This is a genomic window from Sphingomonas sp. Xoc002, assembly GCF_050408055.1.
Lineage (GTDB): Bacteria > Pseudomonadota > Alphaproteobacteria > Sphingomonadales > Sphingomonadaceae > Sphingomonas > Sphingomonas yabuuchiae.
Map to the genome: position 1 here is coordinate 1,863,062 of NZ_CP191175.1, position 17,365 is coordinate 1,880,426.

Sequence of the window (17,365 nt, forward strand, 5' to 3'; positions counted from 1 at the left end):
GTGCGCCCCTTTGCTTTGTCGCGCTGAGCGCCTAACCGGCATGGCGATGCAACAGGAGCGTGACATGACGGGCTGGACGATCGGGATCATCGGCGGCTCCGGCCTTTATGCGATCGACGCGCTGGAAGATGTCGAGACGCTGGCGCTCGACACGCCCTGGGGCGCGCCGTCCGACATGCTGGTGCGCGGGCGCATCGGGAATGTCCGCTTCGTCTTCCTGCCGCGCCATGGCCGGGGGCATCGCCTGTCGCCGACCGAGGTCAATGCGCGCGCCAATATCCATGCGCTGAAGCTGGCGGGATGCACCGACGTGCTGGCCATCTCCGCCATCGGGTCGCTGCGTGAGGAGTTGCCGCCCGGCCATTTCGTCGCGGTCGACCAGTTCATCGACCGGACCGTCCACCGCGATACCAGTTTCTTCGGCGAAGGGCTGGTCGCCCATGTCTCGATGGCCGATCCCGTCTGTCCGCGCCTGTCGACCCTGGCGGCGCAGGCGGGCGAGCGGGCAGGGGCCAGCATGGTCCATGGCGGCACCTATCTCGCGATGGAGGGGCCGCAATTCTCGACCCGCGCGGAAAGCCATCTGTATCGGCAATGGGGCGCGGACGTGATCGGCATGACCGCCATGCCCGAAGCCAAGCTCGCACGGGAGGCGGAGCTTCCCTATGCGCTGATCGGCATGGTCACCGACTATGACTGCTGGCGCGAGGACGAGGCGCATGTCGAGGTCGATGCGATCCTCGCACAACTCAGCCGGAACGCGGCGACCGCACGGGCGCTGGTCGAGGAACTGGCCGCCATGCTGCCCGAGGAGCGGACCGCCTCGCCGATCGATACCGTGCTCGACCAGGCGCTGATCACGCATGTTTCTCATGTGGACCGGGCCAAGGCGGATAGCCTTGGCCGGATCGTGTCGCGTGTCCTCGCCAGGCGAGGCGGTTGAGGATCAGTCCTCGACGATCTGGCTGTTCTTGCGGGTGTCGCGCATCCGCAGATACACGATCAGCGAGATGCCGATCATCGCGGTGACATACCAGTAGAAGCCCTGTTCGAAGCCCGCCTTCTTGAACAGCAGCGCGACCGATTCCGCCGTGCCGCCGAAGATGGTGTTGGCCAGCGCATAGGGCAGGGCGACGCCGAGGGCGCGAATATGCGCCGGGAACAGCTCGGCCTTCACCACGGCGTTGATCGAGGTATAGCCGGTGACGATTATGAGCGCGCCCATGACCAGCGCCCCCGCGACGATCGGATCGCGCGTCGTCTCCAGCGTCGAGAAGATCGGATAGGTCAGCAGCACGCCCGCGATGCCGAATGCGACCATCAATGGCTTGCGTCCGATCCGGTCCGACAGGCCGCCCGCCACCGGCTGGAGCAGCATGAAGACGAACAGGGTGACGGCGTTGATCTGGCTGGCGACCTCACGGCTGAAGCCGCTGGTGTTGACCAGGAACTTCTGCATGTAGATCGAATAGGCATAGAAGGCGAGGGTGCCGCCCGCGGTCAGCAGCATGACCGTCAGCGTTTCCTTCGGATGCTTGGTGAACAGTTGGACCAGGCCCGATTTGGGCGCCCCGTCCTTCTTGGCATTCTTGAAGCTGTCGGTCTCGGCCAGGCCACGCCGGATATAGAAGACGACGACCGCCAGCACCGCGCCCACGGCGAACGGGATGCGCCAGCCCCATTCGTCCAGCGCCGCCTCGCTCATGGTCGATTGCAGGATCAGCAGGACGCAGATGGCGAGCAGCTGGCCCGAGATCAGCGTGACATATTGGAAGGACGAGAAGAAACCGCGCCGATCCTTGCCCGCCATTTCGGACAGATAGGTCGCACTGGCGCCATATTCGCCGCCGACCGACAGCCCTTGCATCAGGCGCGCCAGCACCAGCAACGCCGGGGCGGCCAGGCCGATCGTCTGGTAGCCCGGCGTCACCGCGATGATCAGCGAGCCCGCGCACATCAGCGTGACCGACAGGCTGAGCCCCGCCTTGCGGCCCCGGCTATCGGCATAGATGCCCATGACCCATGCCCCGATCGGCCGCATGATGAAGCCGACCGCGAACACGGCCGCCGCGCTCAGCAACTGCGCGGTGCGATCCTCCGACGGGAAGAAATGCGGGGCAAAATACAGGGTGAAGGCGGAGTAGACATACCAGTCGAACCATTCGACGAGATTGCCGGTCGAGCCACCTATGATGGCCTTCAACCGCTCGCGCCCGGGATCGGCGGTGATACTGGTCATGTCATACTCCCCTTTTACAATTGTCGGCTTTTTCGCCTTGTTAGAAGCGGAAGCTCAACCATCCTGCCCAGAAATCCGAGCTTTTCAGGTTGGCGCGTTGCAGCACCGTGTCCGCCTTGAAATGTTCGTAACGGCCAACGAACGAAAGACGCGGCGTTATGGTCCATGTCGCCTGAAGACGAGCGACCTCGGCCACCTTCTTGCCGCGCACATTCTGCGTTCCGGCCAGCGCGGCGCCGCTTGCTCGGTACACGGCGTCGAACTCGTCGGGCCGCCAGGCAAAGCCGTATTCGGTCGCCAGACGCACGCCCTTGATCGGCGAGAAGGTGAAGTTCGGCGCGGTGTACAACAGGTTGGTCGGCGTCAGGAACAGGCCGTAGCTGTAATAGATGTTGTTGCCGAACAGGCCGTTGGTCGTGTTCAGCTCGCCGGTCCGCTGATAGGCACCGCCGCCCGAGCCATAGTCGAAATGCATGCCGACCCGCGGCGCGTCCGGCTTGTTACCCAGGCGATAGGTCTGGGCGATGAACGCCTGCCATGCCTCGATCGGGCGGTTGTTGAAGGTGCCGCGCTGGTTGTTGACGGTCCAGTCAATATTGACCGGCCCGGCATCGCCATAAGCGTGGAGGCCGAGGAAATAGCGTTCCTCCAGCCCGGTCGTCGGACCCCAGACCGCCCGGCGGTTGCGGAGGCGCCAGATGAACGGATCGAGATACAGTTTGGACCCGCCGAACAGCTTGGGTGACAGGCGGAAGCCGAAGGTCGCGCCTGAGAAGCGCACGTCCGGGTTGGTCTTGTCGTCGCTTATGCCCTTGAAGCCATAGGTGACGTAATTCAGGTCGAAAATGTCGACCCGCGCATCCTTGCCGCGCGCATAGGCGCGAACGCCGTCCAGCACGAAGAACAGCGTGTTGTTATCACGACCGACCGTCAGCAGCTGCGGCCCGTCGAAGAATTCCTGGCGACCGGCGCGCACACCGACGTCCAGACCCAGCGCCTTGCCCTTCACCTCGGCGAAGAGCTGCTGCACCGCCAGCTGGTTGCGCAGATTGCCGCCGGGGGTGCCGAGGTTGATGCCCTGGAGTTCGGCGCGGCCCAATTCGCCGAAGACACGGAAGTGATCGCCGAGGTGGACATCCGCGCCGCCGACGATGCGGGCGATATCCTGGCGCTGCTGCTGCACTTCGCGGAGGTTGGGATTGGTGGTGATGTTGACGCGGGTGCGGAGCTCGCCCGAGAAGGTGATATAGGACTTGCCGTCCTCGGTCAGCTTCACGCATTTCAGGGCGTCGATAAAGTCGTCGCGCTTGGACGGATCGCAATATTTGCGCCAGTCCTCGGCCCAGCGGGATTGGTTATAACCCGCCACGGTATTGCCGTCGCCCGCCGCGCTGGTAGGATAGGCGGTGCTGGCAGGGCTAGCGGGTTCGGCAGCGGCCTTCGGGGTGACGGTCTGTGCCATAGCCGGGGAAACGGCAACCCCCATCGCCGACACCATGGCGGTGCCGACAAGCCATAGAAACTTCATGGAAAAATCCCCCTCAATCAAACCAATATGTCGTCGTGTCGGTTGCCTTATAGCATCCCGGTAAACAAATGACCCGGCCGATGCGATCGGCCGGGTCGTGCCGGGATGGGGATCAGGCGATGGCCGGCTGGACAGTGGCAGGGGTGGAGAGCATCGGCTTGCCGCTGAGCGCGGCGTCTAGCGCGTCCTTGTCGAGGGCCCCTTCCCAACGGGCGACCACGACGGTGGCGACCGCGTTGCCGATGAAGTTGGTCAGGCTGCGGCATTCCGACATGAAGCGGTCGACACCCAAGATCAGGGCCATGCCCGCGACCGGCACGTCCGGCACGATCGACAGGGTGGCCGCCAGGGTGATGAAGCCCGCGCCGGTGACGCCCGCCGCGCCCTTGGACGAGAGCATCGCGACAAGGAGCAGCGCCAGCTGCTGGCCGAGCGACAGGTCGACGCCGCAGGCCTGGGCGATGAACAGCGCGGCCAGCGTCATGTAGATGTTGGTGCCGTCGAGGTTGAAGGAATAGCCGGTCGGGACGACCAGACCGACGACCGACTTTTCACAACCGGCCTTCTCCATCTTGACCAGGAGGTTCGGTAGGGCGGCTTCGGACGACGAGGTGCCCAGGACGAGCAGCAGCTCGGCCTTCAGGTAGCGGATCAGCTTCAGGACCGAGAAGCCGTTGGCGCGGGCGATGGTGCCCAGCACGACGACGACGAACAGGATCGAGGTGAGATAGAAGGTCGCGACCAGCGCGCCGAGATTGACGAGGCTGCCGACACCGTATTTGCCGATGGTGAAGGCGATGGCGCCGAAGGCACCGATCGGGGCGGCCCGCATCAGGATGCCGACCATGCGGAAGATGACGACGCTGATCCGCTCCAGGCTGTTCAGCAGCGGGCGGGCAGGCTCGCCGACCAGTGCCATCGAGATGCCGAACAGGATGGCAACCATCAGCACCTGCAGGATGTTGCCCTGCGTGAACGCGCTGATCAGCGTATCGGGGATGATGCCCAGCAGGAAGCCGGTGACCGTCGTGTCATGTGCCTTGGCGGTATATTCGGCGATCGACCCGACCTTCAGCGTGCTGGGATCGATGTTCATGCCCGCGCCCGGCTGGACGACATTGGCGACGACCAGACCGACGATCAGCGCGAAGGTCGAGACGGTGATGAAGTAGAAGAACGCCTTGCCGGCGACGCGGCCGACCGAACCCAGTTCGCGCATGCCAGCGATACCGGTGACGACGGTCAAGAAGATGACGGGGGCGATGATCATCTTCACCAGCTTGATGAAGGCGTCGCCGATCGGCTTCAGCGATTCGCCGAAGCTCGGCCAGAAATGACCGATGATCGCGCCCAGCGCGATCGCGAACAGAACCTGTACATAAAGGTGGGACCAGATACGCGCCCGGCGGGGCGCCTCTGCCACGGCATAATCTTGGGCGATCATGACTTTTCAGCATCCTCTACAAAAAGTGGGCCGGACGCGGTAGGCCGCGCTTCCGAATTGCCGTCAGTGTGCGGAATGCCGCCGGGGATTTCAATTTTATCGAAACGACCACTAAAAGCCTGAAATATAACTATAAATCACGCGACCTTGCCCTATGTCGCGCGAAAATCCGCATGGCATTCGGGCGCGCGTTGCGATATTTCGCACATATGTCGTTGCCGCCCTATCCCGGCCGCGCCCAGATCTGGCGCCATGCCTTGCCGCTGCTGGCGGTCGTGCTGTTGACTATCGTCGCGGGTTCGCTGCTGCGTCTCTACGCCCATCGGCAGGCGGTGTCCGATCTCCGGGGTGAAGCCGTGCGCATCGCCCGGCAGGAAGAAAGGCTGCTGAGCAGCGAGTTGCAGCGCTTCCGGCTGCTGCCCATCGTGCTGGTCGAATATCCCGATGTCGGTGACGCCTTGCGCAACGGGTCGTTGGAGGCTGCCGCACGGCTGAACGAGAAGCTGCGCGGCTTGGCGGAGCGGACCGGGGCGCCGGTCATCTACGCCATCGACAGGCGCGGACGCACTGTCGCTGCCTCCAATGCCGGGCGCGCGGACAGCTTTGTCGGGCGGGATTACGGGTTTCGCCCCTATTTCCGTCAGGCGATGCGAACCGGCACGTCCGAATATTTCGCCCTGGGCAATACGAGCCACCGGCCCGGCCTGTTTCTTGCTCGACGGATCGGTCCTGCGACTGCCCCGGACGGTGTGGTCGTGGTGAAGGTCGAATTCGCGCATATGGTACAGGCCTGGGCGAGCGATGCGGGGCAGACGCTGCTGCTCGACGATCACGGCGTGGTCGTGGTCACGACCGATCCCGCCGCGGAGTTCACGCTGACCCGTCCGCTGACCCCTTCGGCGAAGCTGGCGATCCGCGAAAGCCAGCAATTCGGCACGATCGCCCTTCGCCCCGGCCCCTACCGGATCGCGGGCGGCAATGCGACGGACCGGGAGGGGACTCGCTATATCGTCGGCGTCACGTCCGCGCCGCTGCCCCGGTGGCAACTGGTCCATGTCCTTCCCTCCAAGCCCGCACTGAAGGAGGCGGACGGCTGGGTCCGTTCGGTCACCGCCCTGATCGCGGTCGGGCTGATCGGGCTGACGCTGCTGGCGATCTGGCGACGGACACGCGCTGAGCGCGCGGCGATGGCGCGCGAGGCGTTGGAGGAGGAGGTCGCCCGGCGCACGGCGGAACTGCGCGCGACCAACGATCAGCTGACCGTCGAGATTTCCGAGCGTATCCGCGCCGACCAGCGCTTCCGCGCGGCGCGCGAGGAACTGGCCCAGGCCAATCGGCTGGGCTCGCTGGGCTCGATCACGGCGGGTGTGGCGCATGAGATCAATCAGCCGGTGGCGGCGATCCGAACGCTGGCGGACAATGCCCGCACCTTCCTGTCGCGCGACAAGCCCGACAAGGCCGCTGGCAATCTGGCCACCATCGTCGAACTGACCGAACGGATCGGCTCGATCGTCCAGGAGATGCGGCGCTTCGTCCGGCGCGGTACGCATGGGCTGGGCCCGGTGTCGCTGGAGGCGGTGCTGGACGGTACGATGCTGTTGATCGGCGACCGGTTCCGCACCGCCGGGGTCGCGCTGGAGCGGCCGAGGGGCGGGGCCCTGCCCCGGGTTGTGGCGGGGCGCGTGCGGCTGGAGCAGGTATTGGTCAATCTCCTCCAGAACGCACTGGACGCCGTGGCGGAGACCCCTTCGCCACGCGTGCGACTGACGGTCGTCGAGCATCCCGATGGGGTCGAACTGACCGTGGAGGACAACGGCCCCGGTCTGGACCCGGCCATCGCGACCGAGATTTTCACCCCCTTCGTGACCGGCAAGCCCGATGGGCTGGGCCTGGGACTGGGGATTGCGCGGGATATCATGACGGAGTTTGGCGGCATGCTGGAAACCATCCCCTCAAGTCTGGGCGGCGCAGGCTTTCGTCTGAGGATGCGGCGCGCATGAGCGAGACGTTGCGGGTCCTTCTGGTCGATGACGACACGGTGCTGCGTCAGGCACTGGCCCAGTCGTTCGAGCTGGCCGGTATCGATGTCGAGGCGCATGGCGATCCGCTGGCGGCGCTGGCGACGATCACCGCCGATTTTCCCGGCATGGTCGTGTCCGACATACGGATGCCGGGCCTGGACGGGATCGAATTGTCGAAGCGGGTGGCCGCGATCGACGCCGAAATCCCGGTGATCCTGATGACCGGGCACGGCGACGTACCGATGGCGGTCGCCGCCCTGAAGCAGGGCGTCTATGACTTCGTCGCCAAGCCCTTTGCCGCCGATCACCTGATCTCCAGCGCCGAGCGCGCGCTGGAGATGCGGCGACTGGTCCTCGACAACCGGCGGTTGCGACAGGCGGCGGAGGAGGCACAGGGCGCCTATCCGCTGATCGGGGAGACCCCGGTCATGATGCGGCTTCGCGATACGGTGCGACAGGTGGCGCAGGCCGATGTCGATGTGCTGGTCGAGGGAGAGACGGGGACCGGCAAGGAACTGGTCGCGCTGCTGCTCCACCGCTGGAGCTCCAGGCGGACGCGGCCCTTCATCGCGGTCGACTGCGCCGCCTTGCCCGAGGCGATCGCCGAGGACGAGCTGTTCGGCCAGGCGCATGGCCGAACGCCGGGGCGGATCGCGGCGGCGCATCGCGGCACGCTGTTCCTCGACGAGGTGGACAGCATGGCCCCCGCGCTCCAGGGCCGGATGCTCCGCGTGGTCGAGGAGCGGGAGGTCCGCGCGATCGGGGCGGAGGATCCGCAACTGCTCGACCTGCGCATCGTGGCCGCCGCCAAATCCGATCTGGCCCGCGCGGTGGAGGAGGGGCGTTTCCGCGCCGACCTGCTCTACCGGCTCGACGCGGTGCGGCTGCGCGTGCCGCCGTTGCGCGAGCGGCGGGCCGACGTGCCGTTGCTCTTTGCCCATTTCCTGCGCGAGGCGGCGGAGCGTTTCGGGCGGCCGGTGCCGATGATCGACGGCAGTATCCAGGCGCGGCTGCTGTCGCACGACTGGCCGGGCAATGTGCGCGAGGTACGCAACTATGCCAATCGCGTCGCGCTGGGCCTGTTCGGCGAAGCGCGCGAGGCGGGGGATCCGCTGCCCCTGCCCGAACGGGTCGAGCAATTCGAGGGCGCGACGATCCGCGCAGTGCTCGAGGAAGTGGCCGGCGACGTCCGCGCGGCGCTCGCCGTGCTGGGCATCCCGCGCAAGACCTTTTACGACAAGGTCGCAAGGCACGGCATAGACCTGAACGCCTATCGCCCCAATCGCGCTTGACGTTACGGCGGGGGCGGGGGAGCATGGCGGTCACGACACCGATGTACGGTGCGGGGGTTAGGAGATTGCCATGGAGGATGCCGCAGCCCGTCTGGCCAGCGATCCGCGCTATATCGCGCTGGTTCGCAAGCGAGGGCGATTTACCACTGTCCTGACGGTCATCATGCTGATCGTCTATTTCGGGTTCGTCCTGACCATCGCCTTCGACAAGGCGTTGCTCGCCCATTCGGTCAGCGGGGGCGCGACAAGCTGGGGCATACCGATCGGACTGGGGGTGATCGCCCTCGCGATCGTGCTGACCGGCCTGTACGTATGGCGGGCCAATCGCGATTTCGATCCGGTCATCGACGCACTCCGGGCGGAGTATGGCGCATGACGCGCGGGGGGATCACGCTTGCCGCCGCCCTGACGCTGCTGCCCGTCTCGGCGGCCGAGGCTCATGCCATCGGTCCTGCCGTCCAGCAGGCGACGAACTGGACCGCGATCGGCATGTTCGCGGCCTTTGTCGCGCTGACGTTGGCTATCACCCGTTGGGCCGCGCGGCGAACCCGGACGGCCTCCGACTTCTATACGGCCGGGGGCGGGATTACCGGCTTCCAGAACGGGCTGGCGATCGCGGGCGACTTCATGTCCGCCGCATCCTTCCTGGGCATTTCGGCGCAGATCTATGCCGATGGCTATGACGGGCTGATCTATTCGATCGGCTTTCTCGTGGGCTGGCCGATCCTGTTGTTCCTGATGGCCGAGCGGCTGCGCAATCTGGGGCGGTTCACTTTTGCCGATGTCGCGTCCTTCCGCTTCGCCCAGACGCCGGTGCGGATGGTGGCGGCGTGTTCGACATTGCTCGTCGTCCTGTTCTATCTGATCGCGCAGATGGTCGGGGCGGGGCAGTTGATCCGCCTGCTGTTCGGCCTGCCCTATGGCTATGCGGTGATCATCGTCGGCGTGCTGATGACGATGTACGTCCTGTTCGGCGGCATGACCGCGACGACCTGGGTCCAGATCGTCAAGGCGATGATGCTGCTGGGTGCTGCCAGCTTCATGGCGATCGCCGTGCTGGCGCGGTTCGGGTTCAGCCCCGAGGCGCTGTTCGCCCGCGCGGTCGAGGTGAAGACGGCACTGGCGGCGCTGGCGGGCGCAGGGCCGGACGAAGCGGTGACGAAGGGCCGGGCGATCATGGGGCCGGGCGGGTTCATCAAGGATCCGATCTCCGCGATCTCGATCGGCGCTGCGCTGATGTTCGGCACGGCGGGCCTGCCGCATATCCTGATGCGCTTCTTCACGGTGCCCAATGCCAAGGCGGCACGCAGCTCGGTGCTGTGGGCGACGGGCTGGATCGGTTATTTCTACATCCTGACCTTCGTCATCGGCTTCGGCGCGATCGTGCTGGTCGCGACCGACCCTGGCTTCCTCGATGCGGATGGCGCGCTGCGTGGCGGCAGCAACATGGCGGCGATCCACCTGGCGCAGGCGGTCGGCGGCAACCTGTTCCTAGGCTTCATCTCGGCGGTGGCGTTCGCGACCATCTTGGCGGTGGTGGCCGGTCTGACCCTGTCGGGAGCCTCGGCGGTCAGTCATGACCTCTATGCGACCGTCATCAAGAAGGGGAAGGCGGACTCCGCTTCCGAGCTTCGGGTGTCGCGGATCACCGTGCTGGTGCTGGCGGTCATCGCGATCCTGTTGGGCATCCTGTTCGAGAAGCAAAATGTCGCCTTCATGGTCAGCCTGGCCTTCGCGCTGGCGGCGTCGGCCAACTTTCCGGTGCTGTTCCTGTCGCTGCTCTGGTCGGGCTGCACGACGCGCGGCGTGGTGGCGGGCGGCCTGGTCGGCTTGTTGACCGCGCTCGTGCTGACCATCCTGTCGCCTGCCATCTGGGTGAACGTCTTGGGCCATGCCGCGCCCATCTTCCCCTATGGCTCGCCGACCATCTTCTCGATGCCGCTGGCGTTCCTGACCATCTGGCTGGTGTCGATCACCGACAGCAGCGGTCGTGCGGCGGTCGACAAGGCGGGCTATCCGGCGCAGCGCATCCGCTCGGAGATGGGTATCGGCGCGTCGGGCGCACACGACCATTAAGTCTCGATCCCCGCTGTCTCGATACGGGGCAGCGGGGACAGACGGTCCGATATCGGGCCGCTGCCGAAACGGTAAACGAGACGTTAACAGGGGGCTATGAGACGCCGCCTAGTCCTGACCAACGAAGCCGCCCGCCACCCCTTTCGGCGCACGCTGCCGCCCCCCGTCAAAGCGCGGAGGCGACAGGACGACGATCAGGATATCCGGCTGTTCGTCCTCAGCTTCACGGCCTTCTTCATCAGCATCTACACGTTTCTGTTTTAAGCCGGTTCGACGGAAACCTCGTCGCAGGCACGATGCAGCAGCAGTGCGAGCCAGGCGGATACGAGGCACATGCCCGCGACCACGAACAGCATGTCGGCCGATGAGACACCCGCCGCGCTGATCGCAAAGGCCAGGACCGAGCCGATCGTCATGGCGAAGCAGTTGACGATGTTGTTCGCCGCCACCGTCCGCGCGGTCTGATCCTTTTCGACCGTGGTGGTCAGAAAGGCATAGAGCGGCACGACGAACATGCCCCCGGTCGTGGCGATCGCTAGAAGCGTGGCGAGGATGCCGATGGCCCGCGGTTCGGCCAGGAATGCCTGCCAGCTATACAGACCGCCGCCGACCGCCGGGGTCCAGTTGCGGCACAGGAACGAGAACAGCACGACGAAGGCGCCCATGGCGATGACCGACATCGGCGAATAGCGCGCCGAAATCTCGCCCTTCAGCATTGTATTGATGACCACCGATCCGATGGCGACCCCGATCGAGAAGATGGCGATGGCGAGGCTGGCGACTTCCTTGTCCGCCGTCAGGACATTCTTCACCAGCGGCGGGAAGATGATGATGAGCACCGCGCCGATCGTCCAGAAGAAGCTGATCGCGATGATCGCCAGAAACAGGCGGCGGATATGCAGCGTCGCCGAGATCAGCCGCCACGAGGCGGTAAAGGGGTTGTAGTTGAGCTTCAGCGGCGGCCCCTCGCGCGGCGCCGGGGGCACCTGACGCCCCAGGAACCAGCCGATCACCGCGACCACCAGCACACCGATGGCGGCCGCCTCGATCGGGATCCACCCCGCCGCGACCGTGCCGAGCAGGATCGCCAGATAGGTCCCCGCCTCGACCAGGCCGGTACCGCCCAATATGTCCTCGGCCTCCAGATGCTGGGGCAGGATGGCGTATTTGATCGGCCCGAAAAAGGTCGAATGGACGCCCAGCGCCAGCACCGTGCCCAGCATCAGCGCCAGTCCGGCGGTCGTGTACCCCGCCTTGGCGATCAGCAGGCCGCCCGCACCGACCAGCATGATGCCGATCTCGACCGTCTTCACGATGCGGATGATCCTGGCCTTGTCGTGGCTGTCGGCCAATTGCCCGGACAGTGCCGACAGGAAGACGAAGGGCAGGATGGCGGCGCCGGTCGCGGCGCAGTTGAAATAGAATTCGGAATGGGGATCGGTGAAGATCGCATAGGTGGCGAACAACACCATCGACGTCTTGAACAGGTTGTCGTTGAACGCGCCGAGAAACTGGGTGGCAAACAGCGGCAGGAAGCGACGCTGTTTGAGAAGCCCGAGGGCATTGAGCATAACGAAAAATGGCCCGATCGTGGCAACAGGATGACAGCAACATAGCCATGCGTACCCGTATCGCCAACCGCTTAAAGCGGTTTGTCATGTGCGAACGAGCGGTTAGAAGGCGGCATGCTGACGCTGCCCAACCTGTTGACGCTCTCGCGAATCCTGGCCGTGCCGCTGCTCGCGGGGCTGTTGTGGCAACCCGATTGGGCGCTGGGCTACGGCATCGCCTTCGCCCTCTACTGCCTGATGGGCATTACCGATTATTTCGACGGCTATCTCGCGCGCGCGCAGGGAGCGGTGTCGAAACTGGGCGTCTTTCTCGATCCGATCGCCGACAAGATCATGGTCGCCTCCGTCATCCTGGTACTGGTCGCGGTACAGGTCCTGAGCGGGGTGAGCGTGGTCGCTGGCCTCGTCATCCTGCTGCGCGAGATCGCGGTGTCGGGACTGCGCGAGTTCCTGGCGCAATTGCAGGTGTCGGTGCCCGTCTCGCGACTGGCCAAGTGGAAGACGACGCTGCAACTGATCGCGCTCGGCGGTCTGATCCTGGGCGGTGCGCTGCCCGGTTGGCCGTGGCTGCATGTGGCGGCCCTGGCGGCGCTCTGGGCCGCGGCGGTGCTGACGCTCGTCACCGGCTGGGATTATCTCCGCGTCGGCCTCAAGCATATGGATAGCTGATGACGCTGACGATCCTGTATTTCGCCTGGGTCCGGGAACGGATCGGACAGGCCGAAGAGACGGTGAGGCCGCCCGATCATGTCGTGACGGTCGCCGATCTGATCGCATGGCTCGCGACGCGCGGCGGCGGCTATGCCGAGGCGATGGCCGAGCCGGAGCGGCTGCGCGCCGCGGTCGACCAGACTTTCGTTGGCCTCGACGCCGCCATCGGCAATGCCCGTGAGGTCGCGATCTTTCCGCCGGTGACGGGCGGATGATCCGTATCCTGGTATCGGTCGCCCCGATCGATCTCGCCGAGGAAATGGTGCGGATCGAGGGACAGGATGTCGGCGCGGTGGCGAGCTTTTGCGGGCTGGTCCGCGCCGATGACGGGGTCGACTGCCTCGAACTCGAACATTATCCCGGCGCGACCGAGGCGGCGTTGGAGCGGATTGCGCGCGAGGCGGGGGAGCGCTGGTCGCTTCAGGCCGCGACGATCGTCCACCGCGTCGGCCCCATGCGGCCGGGCGAACGGATCGTGCTGGTCCTGGCGGCGGCCCCGCATCGCGGCGACGCACTCGACGCCTGCGCCTATCTGATCGACCGGCTGAAGACCGACGCGCCCTTTTGGAAGCGCGAGACGCGGGGGCATGATGCCCGCTGGGTCGAGGCGCGTGACAGCGACACGGCGGCCGCCGAACGCTGGACTGCATAAAAAAGGCGAGGCCGAAGCCCCGCCTTTTCCTGTTTCGGCGTTCCGCCGACTTAGCCGATCTTCGGCACGTTGATGCCGTTGGTCAAATGCACGACGCCGTTGGTCGCCTGCACATCGGCCTTGTCGACATAGGCCTTCTGGCCGTTCACGTCGGTCAGCATGATATTGCCGTTGGGGCCGAGCTGCGCCGTCAGCGGCTGACCGGCGAGGGTCGTGAGCGTGGCGGTGCCGTTGCCCGCCGCGATCTGCGCCTTCAGCTGGTCGGCGGTCACCTTGCCCGACACGACATGGTATTTCAGGATCGTCGCCAGCGTGGCCTTGTTCTCCGGCTTGCTCAGCGTGTCGAGCGCGCCCGGGGGCATACGGCTGAACGCCTCGTTGCTCGGCGCGAAGACGGTGAAGGGGCCGGGGCCGGACAGATCGGCGGTCAGGCCCGCCGTGGTGACGAGGCGTGCGAGCGTGCTGCGATCCGGCGTAGCAGCCAGGATCTGGACGATGGTGCCGGTTGCGGCGGGCGTCGCGGTGTTCGGGGCTGCCGGAGCGGTCTGGGCCGGGGCCGTCTGGGCAGGCGCGGGCTGCATCGGTGCCGTCTGGGGCGCCGTCTGGGCCATAGCGGCAGTCGCGCCGGTCAGGGCCGTGGCGGACACGAGAATAGTAAAAGTCTTCAACATGAATAGCATACTCCCGTTCTTCTGGCGGCGGAGCGGGGTCGCATCGCGCCGCATGGTGAAGGGCAGGCCAGCCGTTCCTCAAGCGAAACGGCCGTCCTGACGGGAGTAACGCACTTAATCCAGTTTTGGCACCAAAACGCCGTTGACGATGTGGATGACCCCGTTCGCCTGGGTCATGTCACCCGCCTCGATATAGCTCTTGTTGCCGCCGCTGTCGGTCAGGGTGATGACCGACTGGGTCATGCTGACGGTCAGCCATTCGCCCTGGACGGTCATCAGCTTGGCGGTCCCGCCACCGGCCGCGATCTGCTGTTGCAGGTCGGCGATACCGACGACGCCGGGCACCATATGGAAGCGGATCAGCTTGACCAGCGAGTCCCGGTTGGCGGGCTGCAACAGCTGCTCCTGCACACCGGGAGCCAGTCGAGCGAAAGCCTCGTTCGATGGTGCGAACAGCGTATAGGGGCCGGGGCCTGCGAGCGTCGTCGCCAACCCGGAGGCGCGGATCGCGGCGACCAGCGAGGATAGCGAAGGCGTGGCCGTCGCATTGTCGAGGATGGTGCGGGTCGGGACCATCGGCTGGTCCGGCTGAGGAGCCGCCGGGGTCGCGACGACCGGGGCGCTGGACGGGGCCGCAGGGGCCTCCCGCTGATCCCGCCCGCGTCCGCAGCCGCCCAGTCCGATCATGGCGATGAGCGGCAGAACGGCCACCAGCCGCCGTGCATTATGGGTCATGGGCGAAATCTCCTGTAGATGGGATGATATCGAAGGGGACGCGCAAGGCACCACCCGGGTTGCGCTTCACGCTGCTTCCGCGAGCACCTGTGCCAACAAACGAAAGTCCTTCTCGCGGGGGCTGGCACGACGCCAGACCAGCGCGATCTTGCGTACCGCATTCTCGGCGTCGAGCGGCCGCGCGGTGATCTGGGTATTGTCCAGAATCCCTGAGCGCAGCGCCATTTCCGGCAGCATCGTCATGCCCAGGCCATTGTCGACCATCTGGACGATGGTGTGGAGCGACGTGCCCAGCATCGTCGCCTCCGCGCGCAGTTCGGGGCGGTTGCAGGCGGCCAGGGCATGGTCCTTCAGACAATGCCCGTCTTCCAGCAGCAACAGCCGCGCCTCGTCGATCGCAGAGGCCGGGAAGGCGGCGGGCGGCGTCACATCCTCGTCGGTCGGGAAGGCGACGAACAGCCGGTCGTCGAACAGGGGCTCGGCCGTCACCTCGCCACAGGCATAGGGGAGCGCGAGCAGCACGCAGTCGGTGCGGCCGTTGTGCAGACGCTCGCAGGCCGGGCCGCTCGGCTCCTCGCGCAGGAACAGCTTCAGGTCGGGAAAGTCGCGCCGCAGCCGGGGAAGGATGCGCGGCAGCATGAAGGGCGCGATGGTCGGGATCACCGACATGCGCATCTCGCCCGACAAAGGCCGTCCGGCGGCGCGGGCCATGTCGCCCAGTTCGTCCGCCTCGCGCAGGACGCGGCGCGCCTTGTCGGCGATCCGCTCGCCCAGCGGCGTGAAGCGCACCACACGCCGCGTCCGCTCGACCAGCGTCACGCCGATCAGCGTTTCCAGTTCGCGCAGGCCCGCCGACAGGGTGGATTGCGTGACGAAACACGCATCCGCCGCCCGGCCGAAATGGCCATGGTCCTGCAGGGCCACGAGATATTGTAACTGTTTCAGCGTCGGTAGATAGGTCGCGGCCATTGATCGTCTCAGTCGATTGCGATGTGACAAATAGCTTGTTGGATCAAAGGCGCCAGTCCCCATATCTGTCGCGGCAACGAATACAGGCGGGCCAACCGCCGGTCGTGCGAGAGGATGGCTGAAGCCGAATTTTGTAGAAGAATGGAGGCTATTGCCATGTTGACCGTTGGAGACAAGCTCCCCGCATTCACCGTTCCCGTCCAGCAGGGCACCAACGCGCTGCCCGCCGGCGAGACGATCAGCGACACCTCCTATGAGGGCAAGTGGAAGGTCCTGTTCTACTGGCCGAAGGACTTCACCTTCGTCTGCCCGACCGAAATCGTGGGCTATTCCGAGCTGAAGGGCGATTTCGAGGATCGCGACGCCGTGCTGATCGGCGCGTCGACCGACACCGCGCACGTCCACCTGGCATGGCGCAAGTCGGACCCGGATCTGGCCGCGGCCGACTTCCCCTGGATCGCGGACAATGGCCGCGTCCTGGCCGACGCGCTGGGCATCGTCGACAAGAATGAGCATGTCGCCTACCGCGCGACCTTCATCATCGACCCCGACAATGTCATCCAGCACGTCACGATCAACGGCCTGAACGTCGGCCGCAACCCGGCCGAGACGCTGCGTGTCCTCGACGCGCTGCAGACCGACGAGCTGTGCCCGTGCAACTGGAACAAGGGCGACGACGTCCTCCAGCTCGCCGCCGAGTAATCCTGTCGTCCGGGGGCGGTGACGTCCCTGGGCCCAACATTTCCGACGCCCCGGCGAGGGTTGCTGGTCCATCGCGGATCGGCGGCCCGGACTGGGGCGTCGTTTATCCGGAGCAATCCCTTTCATGTCGCTCAAGGAATTTGCCGGGCAGCTGCCCGACTTCGCCAAGGACATCCGCCTGAACGTCGGCTCGCTGCTCAACGAGCCGGTGCTGAACGATCAGCGCAAGTACGGCCTGCTGCTCGCCTGCGCGCACGGCACCGGCCACAAGCCGCTGGTCGAGGCCGCCGAGGCGGAATGCGCCCCCAAGCTCTCGCCCGAAGCCGCCAATGCGGCGCGCGCGGCGGCGGCAGTGATGGCGATGAACAATGTCTATTACCGCTTCACCCACCTGGCCGGGAACCAGGAATATCGCAACATGCCCGCCAAGCTGCGCATGAACGTGATCGGCGCGCCGGGCATCGACAAGATCGATTTCGAGCTGTTCAGCCTGGCGGTGTCGGCAATCAACGGCTGCGGCATGTGCATCGACGCGCATGAGGCAGTGCTGAAGAAGGCCGGTGCGTCGGCCGAGGTCATCCAGACCGCCGTCCGCATCGCGGCGGTGATGCAGGCCGTGGCCACCGTCCACTCGGCGATCGCGTAAAAATATCCTCCCCGGCACGGGGAGGGGGACCATGCGTAGCATGGTGGAGGGGGCTCTCCGCCAAGGACGGACTCTGCGGAAGCCCCCCTCCGTCACGCCTTTGGCCTG

General features: G+C 65.7%; 18 protein-coding genes. 11 read left to right on the forward strand and 7 right to left on the reverse strand.

The features are described 5' to 3' along the window. The first annotated feature begins 64 nt into the window (after positions 1-64). Positions 65-943 carry an S-methyl-5'-thioadenosine phosphorylase gene (mtnP, locus tag ACQR50_RS08200; RefSeq protein WP_428970557.1) on the forward strand — a complete coding sequence of 293 codons (879 nt, stop codon included), beginning with the start codon at positions 65-67 and terminating at the stop codon, positions 941-943. 3 nt (positions 944-946) lie between these two features. Here mtnP and ACQR50_RS08205 read toward each other — a convergent pair whose 3' ends face one another. From ACQR50_RS08205 to ACQR50_RS08215, 3 genes are all read right to left on the reverse strand, one after another. Continuing rightward, a complete protein-coding gene (locus ACQR50_RS08205) occupies positions 947-2,239 on the reverse strand; it encodes an MFS transporter (protein WP_184104472.1) in 1,293 nt (430 codons plus the stop codon). 40 nt (positions 2,240-2,279) lie between these two features. Further along, positions 2,280-3,767, reverse strand: coding sequence for an alginate export family protein (locus tag ACQR50_RS08210; protein ID WP_428970558.1), 1,488 nt, complete (start codon positions 3,765-3,767; stop codon positions 2,280-2,282). A 112-nt stretch (positions 3,768-3,879) separates the two neighbouring features. Continuing rightward, positions 3,880-5,211, reverse strand: a complete 1,332-nt coding sequence (locus tag ACQR50_RS08215) for a dicarboxylate/amino acid:cation symporter (protein ID WP_056434979.1) — start codon at positions 5,209-5,211, stop codon at positions 3,880-3,882. 209 nt (positions 5,212-5,420) lie between these two features. Between ACQR50_RS08215 and ACQR50_RS08220 the strand changes: the two genes are divergently transcribed. The 5 genes from ACQR50_RS08220 (at position 5,421) to ACQR50_RS08240 (ending at position 10,864) form a co-directional block, all read left to right on the forward strand. Then, positions 5,421-7,211 carry a sensor histidine kinase gene (locus ACQR50_RS08220; protein ID WP_428970559.1) on the forward strand — a complete coding sequence of 597 codons (1,791 nt, stop codon included), beginning with the start codon at positions 5,421-5,423 and terminating at the stop codon, positions 7,209-7,211. Continuing rightward, positions 7,208-8,524 (forward strand): sigma-54-dependent transcriptional regulator, encoded by a 1,317-nt coding sequence (locus ACQR50_RS08225; RefSeq protein ID WP_428970560.1) that lies wholly within the window; start codon positions 7,208-7,210, stop codon positions 8,522-8,524. Before ACQR50_RS08220 ends, ACQR50_RS08225 begins: the two co-directional genes overlap by 4 nt. Before the next feature lie 70 nt (positions 8,525-8,594). Continuing rightward, positions 8,595-8,900, forward strand: coding sequence for a DUF485 domain-containing protein (locus ACQR50_RS08230; RefSeq protein WP_056434975.1), 306 nt, complete (start codon positions 8,595-8,597; stop codon positions 8,898-8,900). Beyond that, positions 8,897-10,600: a cation acetate symporter gene (locus ACQR50_RS08235; protein WP_428970561.1), complete on the forward strand. Its 1,704-nt coding sequence runs from the start codon at positions 8,897-8,899 to the stop codon at positions 10,598-10,600. Before ACQR50_RS08230 ends, ACQR50_RS08235 begins: the two co-directional genes overlap by 4 nt. Positions 10,601-10,696: 96 nt before the next feature. Further along, positions 10,697-10,864 (forward strand): hypothetical protein, encoded by a 168-nt coding sequence (locus ACQR50_RS08240; protein WP_167345429.1) that lies wholly within the window; start codon positions 10,697-10,699, stop codon positions 10,862-10,864. Here ACQR50_RS08240 and ACQR50_RS08245 read toward each other — a convergent pair. Further along, entirely contained in the window at positions 10,861-12,171 is a 1,311-nt protein-coding gene (locus ACQR50_RS08245; protein WP_428970562.1) for an MFS transporter, read from the reverse strand. The two genes, ACQR50_RS08240 and ACQR50_RS08245, sit on opposite strands and share 4 nt — an antisense overlap. A gap of 114 nt (positions 12,172-12,285) precedes the next feature. On the opposite strand from ACQR50_RS08245, the gene pgsA reads away from it, so the two are divergent. Genes pgsA through ACQR50_RS08260 form a run of 3 tightly spaced genes read left to right on the forward strand, consistent with a single transcriptional unit; the run spans position 12,286 to position 13,534 of the window. Next, positions 12,286-12,840 carry a CDP-diacylglycerol--glycerol-3-phosphate 3-phosphatidyltransferase gene (gene pgsA, locus ACQR50_RS08250; RefSeq protein ID WP_428970563.1) on the forward strand — a complete coding sequence of 185 codons (555 nt, stop codon included), beginning with the start codon at positions 12,286-12,288 and terminating at the stop codon, positions 12,838-12,840. Next, positions 12,840-13,097, forward strand: coding sequence for a molybdopterin converting factor subunit 1 (gene moaD, locus ACQR50_RS08255; protein WP_428970564.1), 258 nt, complete (start codon positions 12,840-12,842; stop codon positions 13,095-13,097). Before pgsA ends, moaD begins: the two co-directional genes overlap by 1 nt. Further along, positions 13,094-13,534 carry a molybdenum cofactor biosynthesis protein MoaE gene (locus ACQR50_RS08260; RefSeq protein ID WP_428970565.1) on the forward strand — a complete coding sequence of 147 codons (441 nt, stop codon included), beginning with the start codon at positions 13,094-13,096 and terminating at the stop codon, positions 13,532-13,534. The genes moaD and ACQR50_RS08260 overlap by 4 nt, the downstream gene beginning before the upstream one ends. Positions 13,535-13,584: 50 nt before the next feature. On the opposite strand, the gene ACQR50_RS08265 is transcribed toward ACQR50_RS08260, so the two are convergent. From ACQR50_RS08265 to ACQR50_RS08275, 3 genes are all read right to left on the reverse strand, one after another. After that, the gene (locus ACQR50_RS08265) at positions 13,585-14,205 is read right to left on the reverse strand and encodes a fasciclin domain-containing protein (protein ID WP_428970566.1); all 621 of its coding nucleotides are present in this window, start codon (positions 14,203-14,205) and stop codon (positions 13,585-13,587) included. A 114-nt stretch (positions 14,206-14,319) separates the two neighbouring features. Next, the gene (locus ACQR50_RS08270) at positions 14,320-14,940 is read right to left on the reverse strand and encodes a fasciclin domain-containing protein (protein WP_076716182.1); all 621 of its coding nucleotides are present in this window, start codon (positions 14,938-14,940) and stop codon (positions 14,320-14,322) included. Between the two features lie 66 nt (positions 14,941-15,006). Next, positions 15,007-15,909, reverse strand: coding sequence for a hydrogen peroxide-inducible genes activator (locus ACQR50_RS08275; RefSeq protein WP_056434969.1), 903 nt, complete (start codon positions 15,907-15,909; stop codon positions 15,007-15,009). Positions 15,910-16,065: 156 nt separating this feature from the next. Between ACQR50_RS08275 and ACQR50_RS08280 the strand changes: the two genes are divergently transcribed. Both ACQR50_RS08280 and ACQR50_RS08285 read left to right on the forward strand, forming a co-directional pair. Then, complete coding sequence (locus ACQR50_RS08280) at positions 16,066-16,611, forward strand: peroxiredoxin (RefSeq protein WP_042488670.1); 546 nt, start codon at positions 16,066-16,068, stop codon at positions 16,609-16,611. A 124-nt stretch (positions 16,612-16,735) separates the two neighbouring features. Continuing rightward, positions 16,736-17,257, forward strand: a complete 522-nt coding sequence (locus ACQR50_RS08285) for a carboxymuconolactone decarboxylase family protein (RefSeq protein WP_056434968.1) — start codon at positions 16,736-16,738, stop codon at positions 17,255-17,257. Positions 17,258-17,365: the final 108 nt, after the last annotated feature.

Bases quoted from the DNA above. Each gene is read 5' to 3' on its own strand.
- mtnP (WP_428970557.1), top strand. From the start codon at position 65: ATGACGGGCTGGACGATCGGGATCATCGGCGGCTCCGGCCTTTATGCG.
- ACQR50_RS08205 (WP_184104472.1), bottom strand. From the start codon at position 2,239: ATGACCAGTATCACCGCCGATCCCGGGCGCGAGCGGTTGAAGGCCATC.
- ACQR50_RS08210 (WP_428970558.1), bottom strand. From the start codon at position 3,767: ATGAAGTTTCTATGGCTTGTCGGCACCGCCATGGTGTCGGCGATGGGG.
- ACQR50_RS08215 (WP_056434979.1), bottom strand. From the start codon at position 5,211: ATGATCGCCCAAGATTATGCCGTGGCAGAGGCGCCCCGCCGGGCGCGT.
- ACQR50_RS08220 (WP_428970559.1), top strand. From the start codon at position 5,421: ATGTCGTTGCCGCCCTATCCCGGCCGCGCCCAGATCTGGCGCCATGCC.
- ACQR50_RS08225 (WP_428970560.1), top strand. From the start codon at position 7,208: ATGAGCGAGACGTTGCGGGTCCTTCTGGTCGATGACGACACGGTGCTG.
- ACQR50_RS08230 (WP_056434975.1), top strand. From the start codon at position 8,595: ATGGAGGATGCCGCAGCCCGTCTGGCCAGCGATCCGCGCTATATCGCG.
- ACQR50_RS08235 (WP_428970561.1), top strand. From the start codon at position 8,897: ATGACGCGCGGGGGGATCACGCTTGCCGCCGCCCTGACGCTGCTGCCC.
- ACQR50_RS08240 (WP_167345429.1), top strand. From the start codon at position 10,697: ATGAGACGCCGCCTAGTCCTGACCAACGAAGCCGCCCGCCACCCCTTT.
- ACQR50_RS08245 (WP_428970562.1), bottom strand. From the start codon at position 12,171: ATGCTCAATGCCCTCGGGCTTCTCAAACAGCGTCGCTTCCTGCCGCTG.
- pgsA (WP_428970563.1), top strand. From the start codon at position 12,286: ATGCTGACGCTGCCCAACCTGTTGACGCTCTCGCGAATCCTGGCCGTG.
- moaD (WP_428970564.1), top strand. From the start codon at position 12,840: ATGACGCTGACGATCCTGTATTTCGCCTGGGTCCGGGAACGGATCGGA.
- ACQR50_RS08260 (WP_428970565.1), top strand. From the start codon at position 13,094: ATGATCCGTATCCTGGTATCGGTCGCCCCGATCGATCTCGCCGAGGAA.
- ACQR50_RS08265 (WP_428970566.1), bottom strand. From the start codon at position 14,205: ATGTTGAAGACTTTTACTATTCTCGTGTCCGCCACGGCCCTGACCGGC.
- ACQR50_RS08270 (WP_076716182.1), bottom strand. From the start codon at position 14,940: ATGACCCATAATGCACGGCGGCTGGTGGCCGTTCTGCCGCTCATCGCC.
- ACQR50_RS08275 (WP_056434969.1), bottom strand. From the start codon at position 15,909: ATGGCCGCGACCTATCTACCGACGCTGAAACAGTTACAATATCTCGTG.
- ACQR50_RS08280 (WP_042488670.1), top strand. From the start codon at position 16,066: ATGTTGACCGTTGGAGACAAGCTCCCCGCATTCACCGTTCCCGTCCAG.
- ACQR50_RS08285 (WP_056434968.1), top strand. From the start codon at position 16,736: ATGTCGCTCAAGGAATTTGCCGGGCAGCTGCCCGACTTCGCCAAGGAC.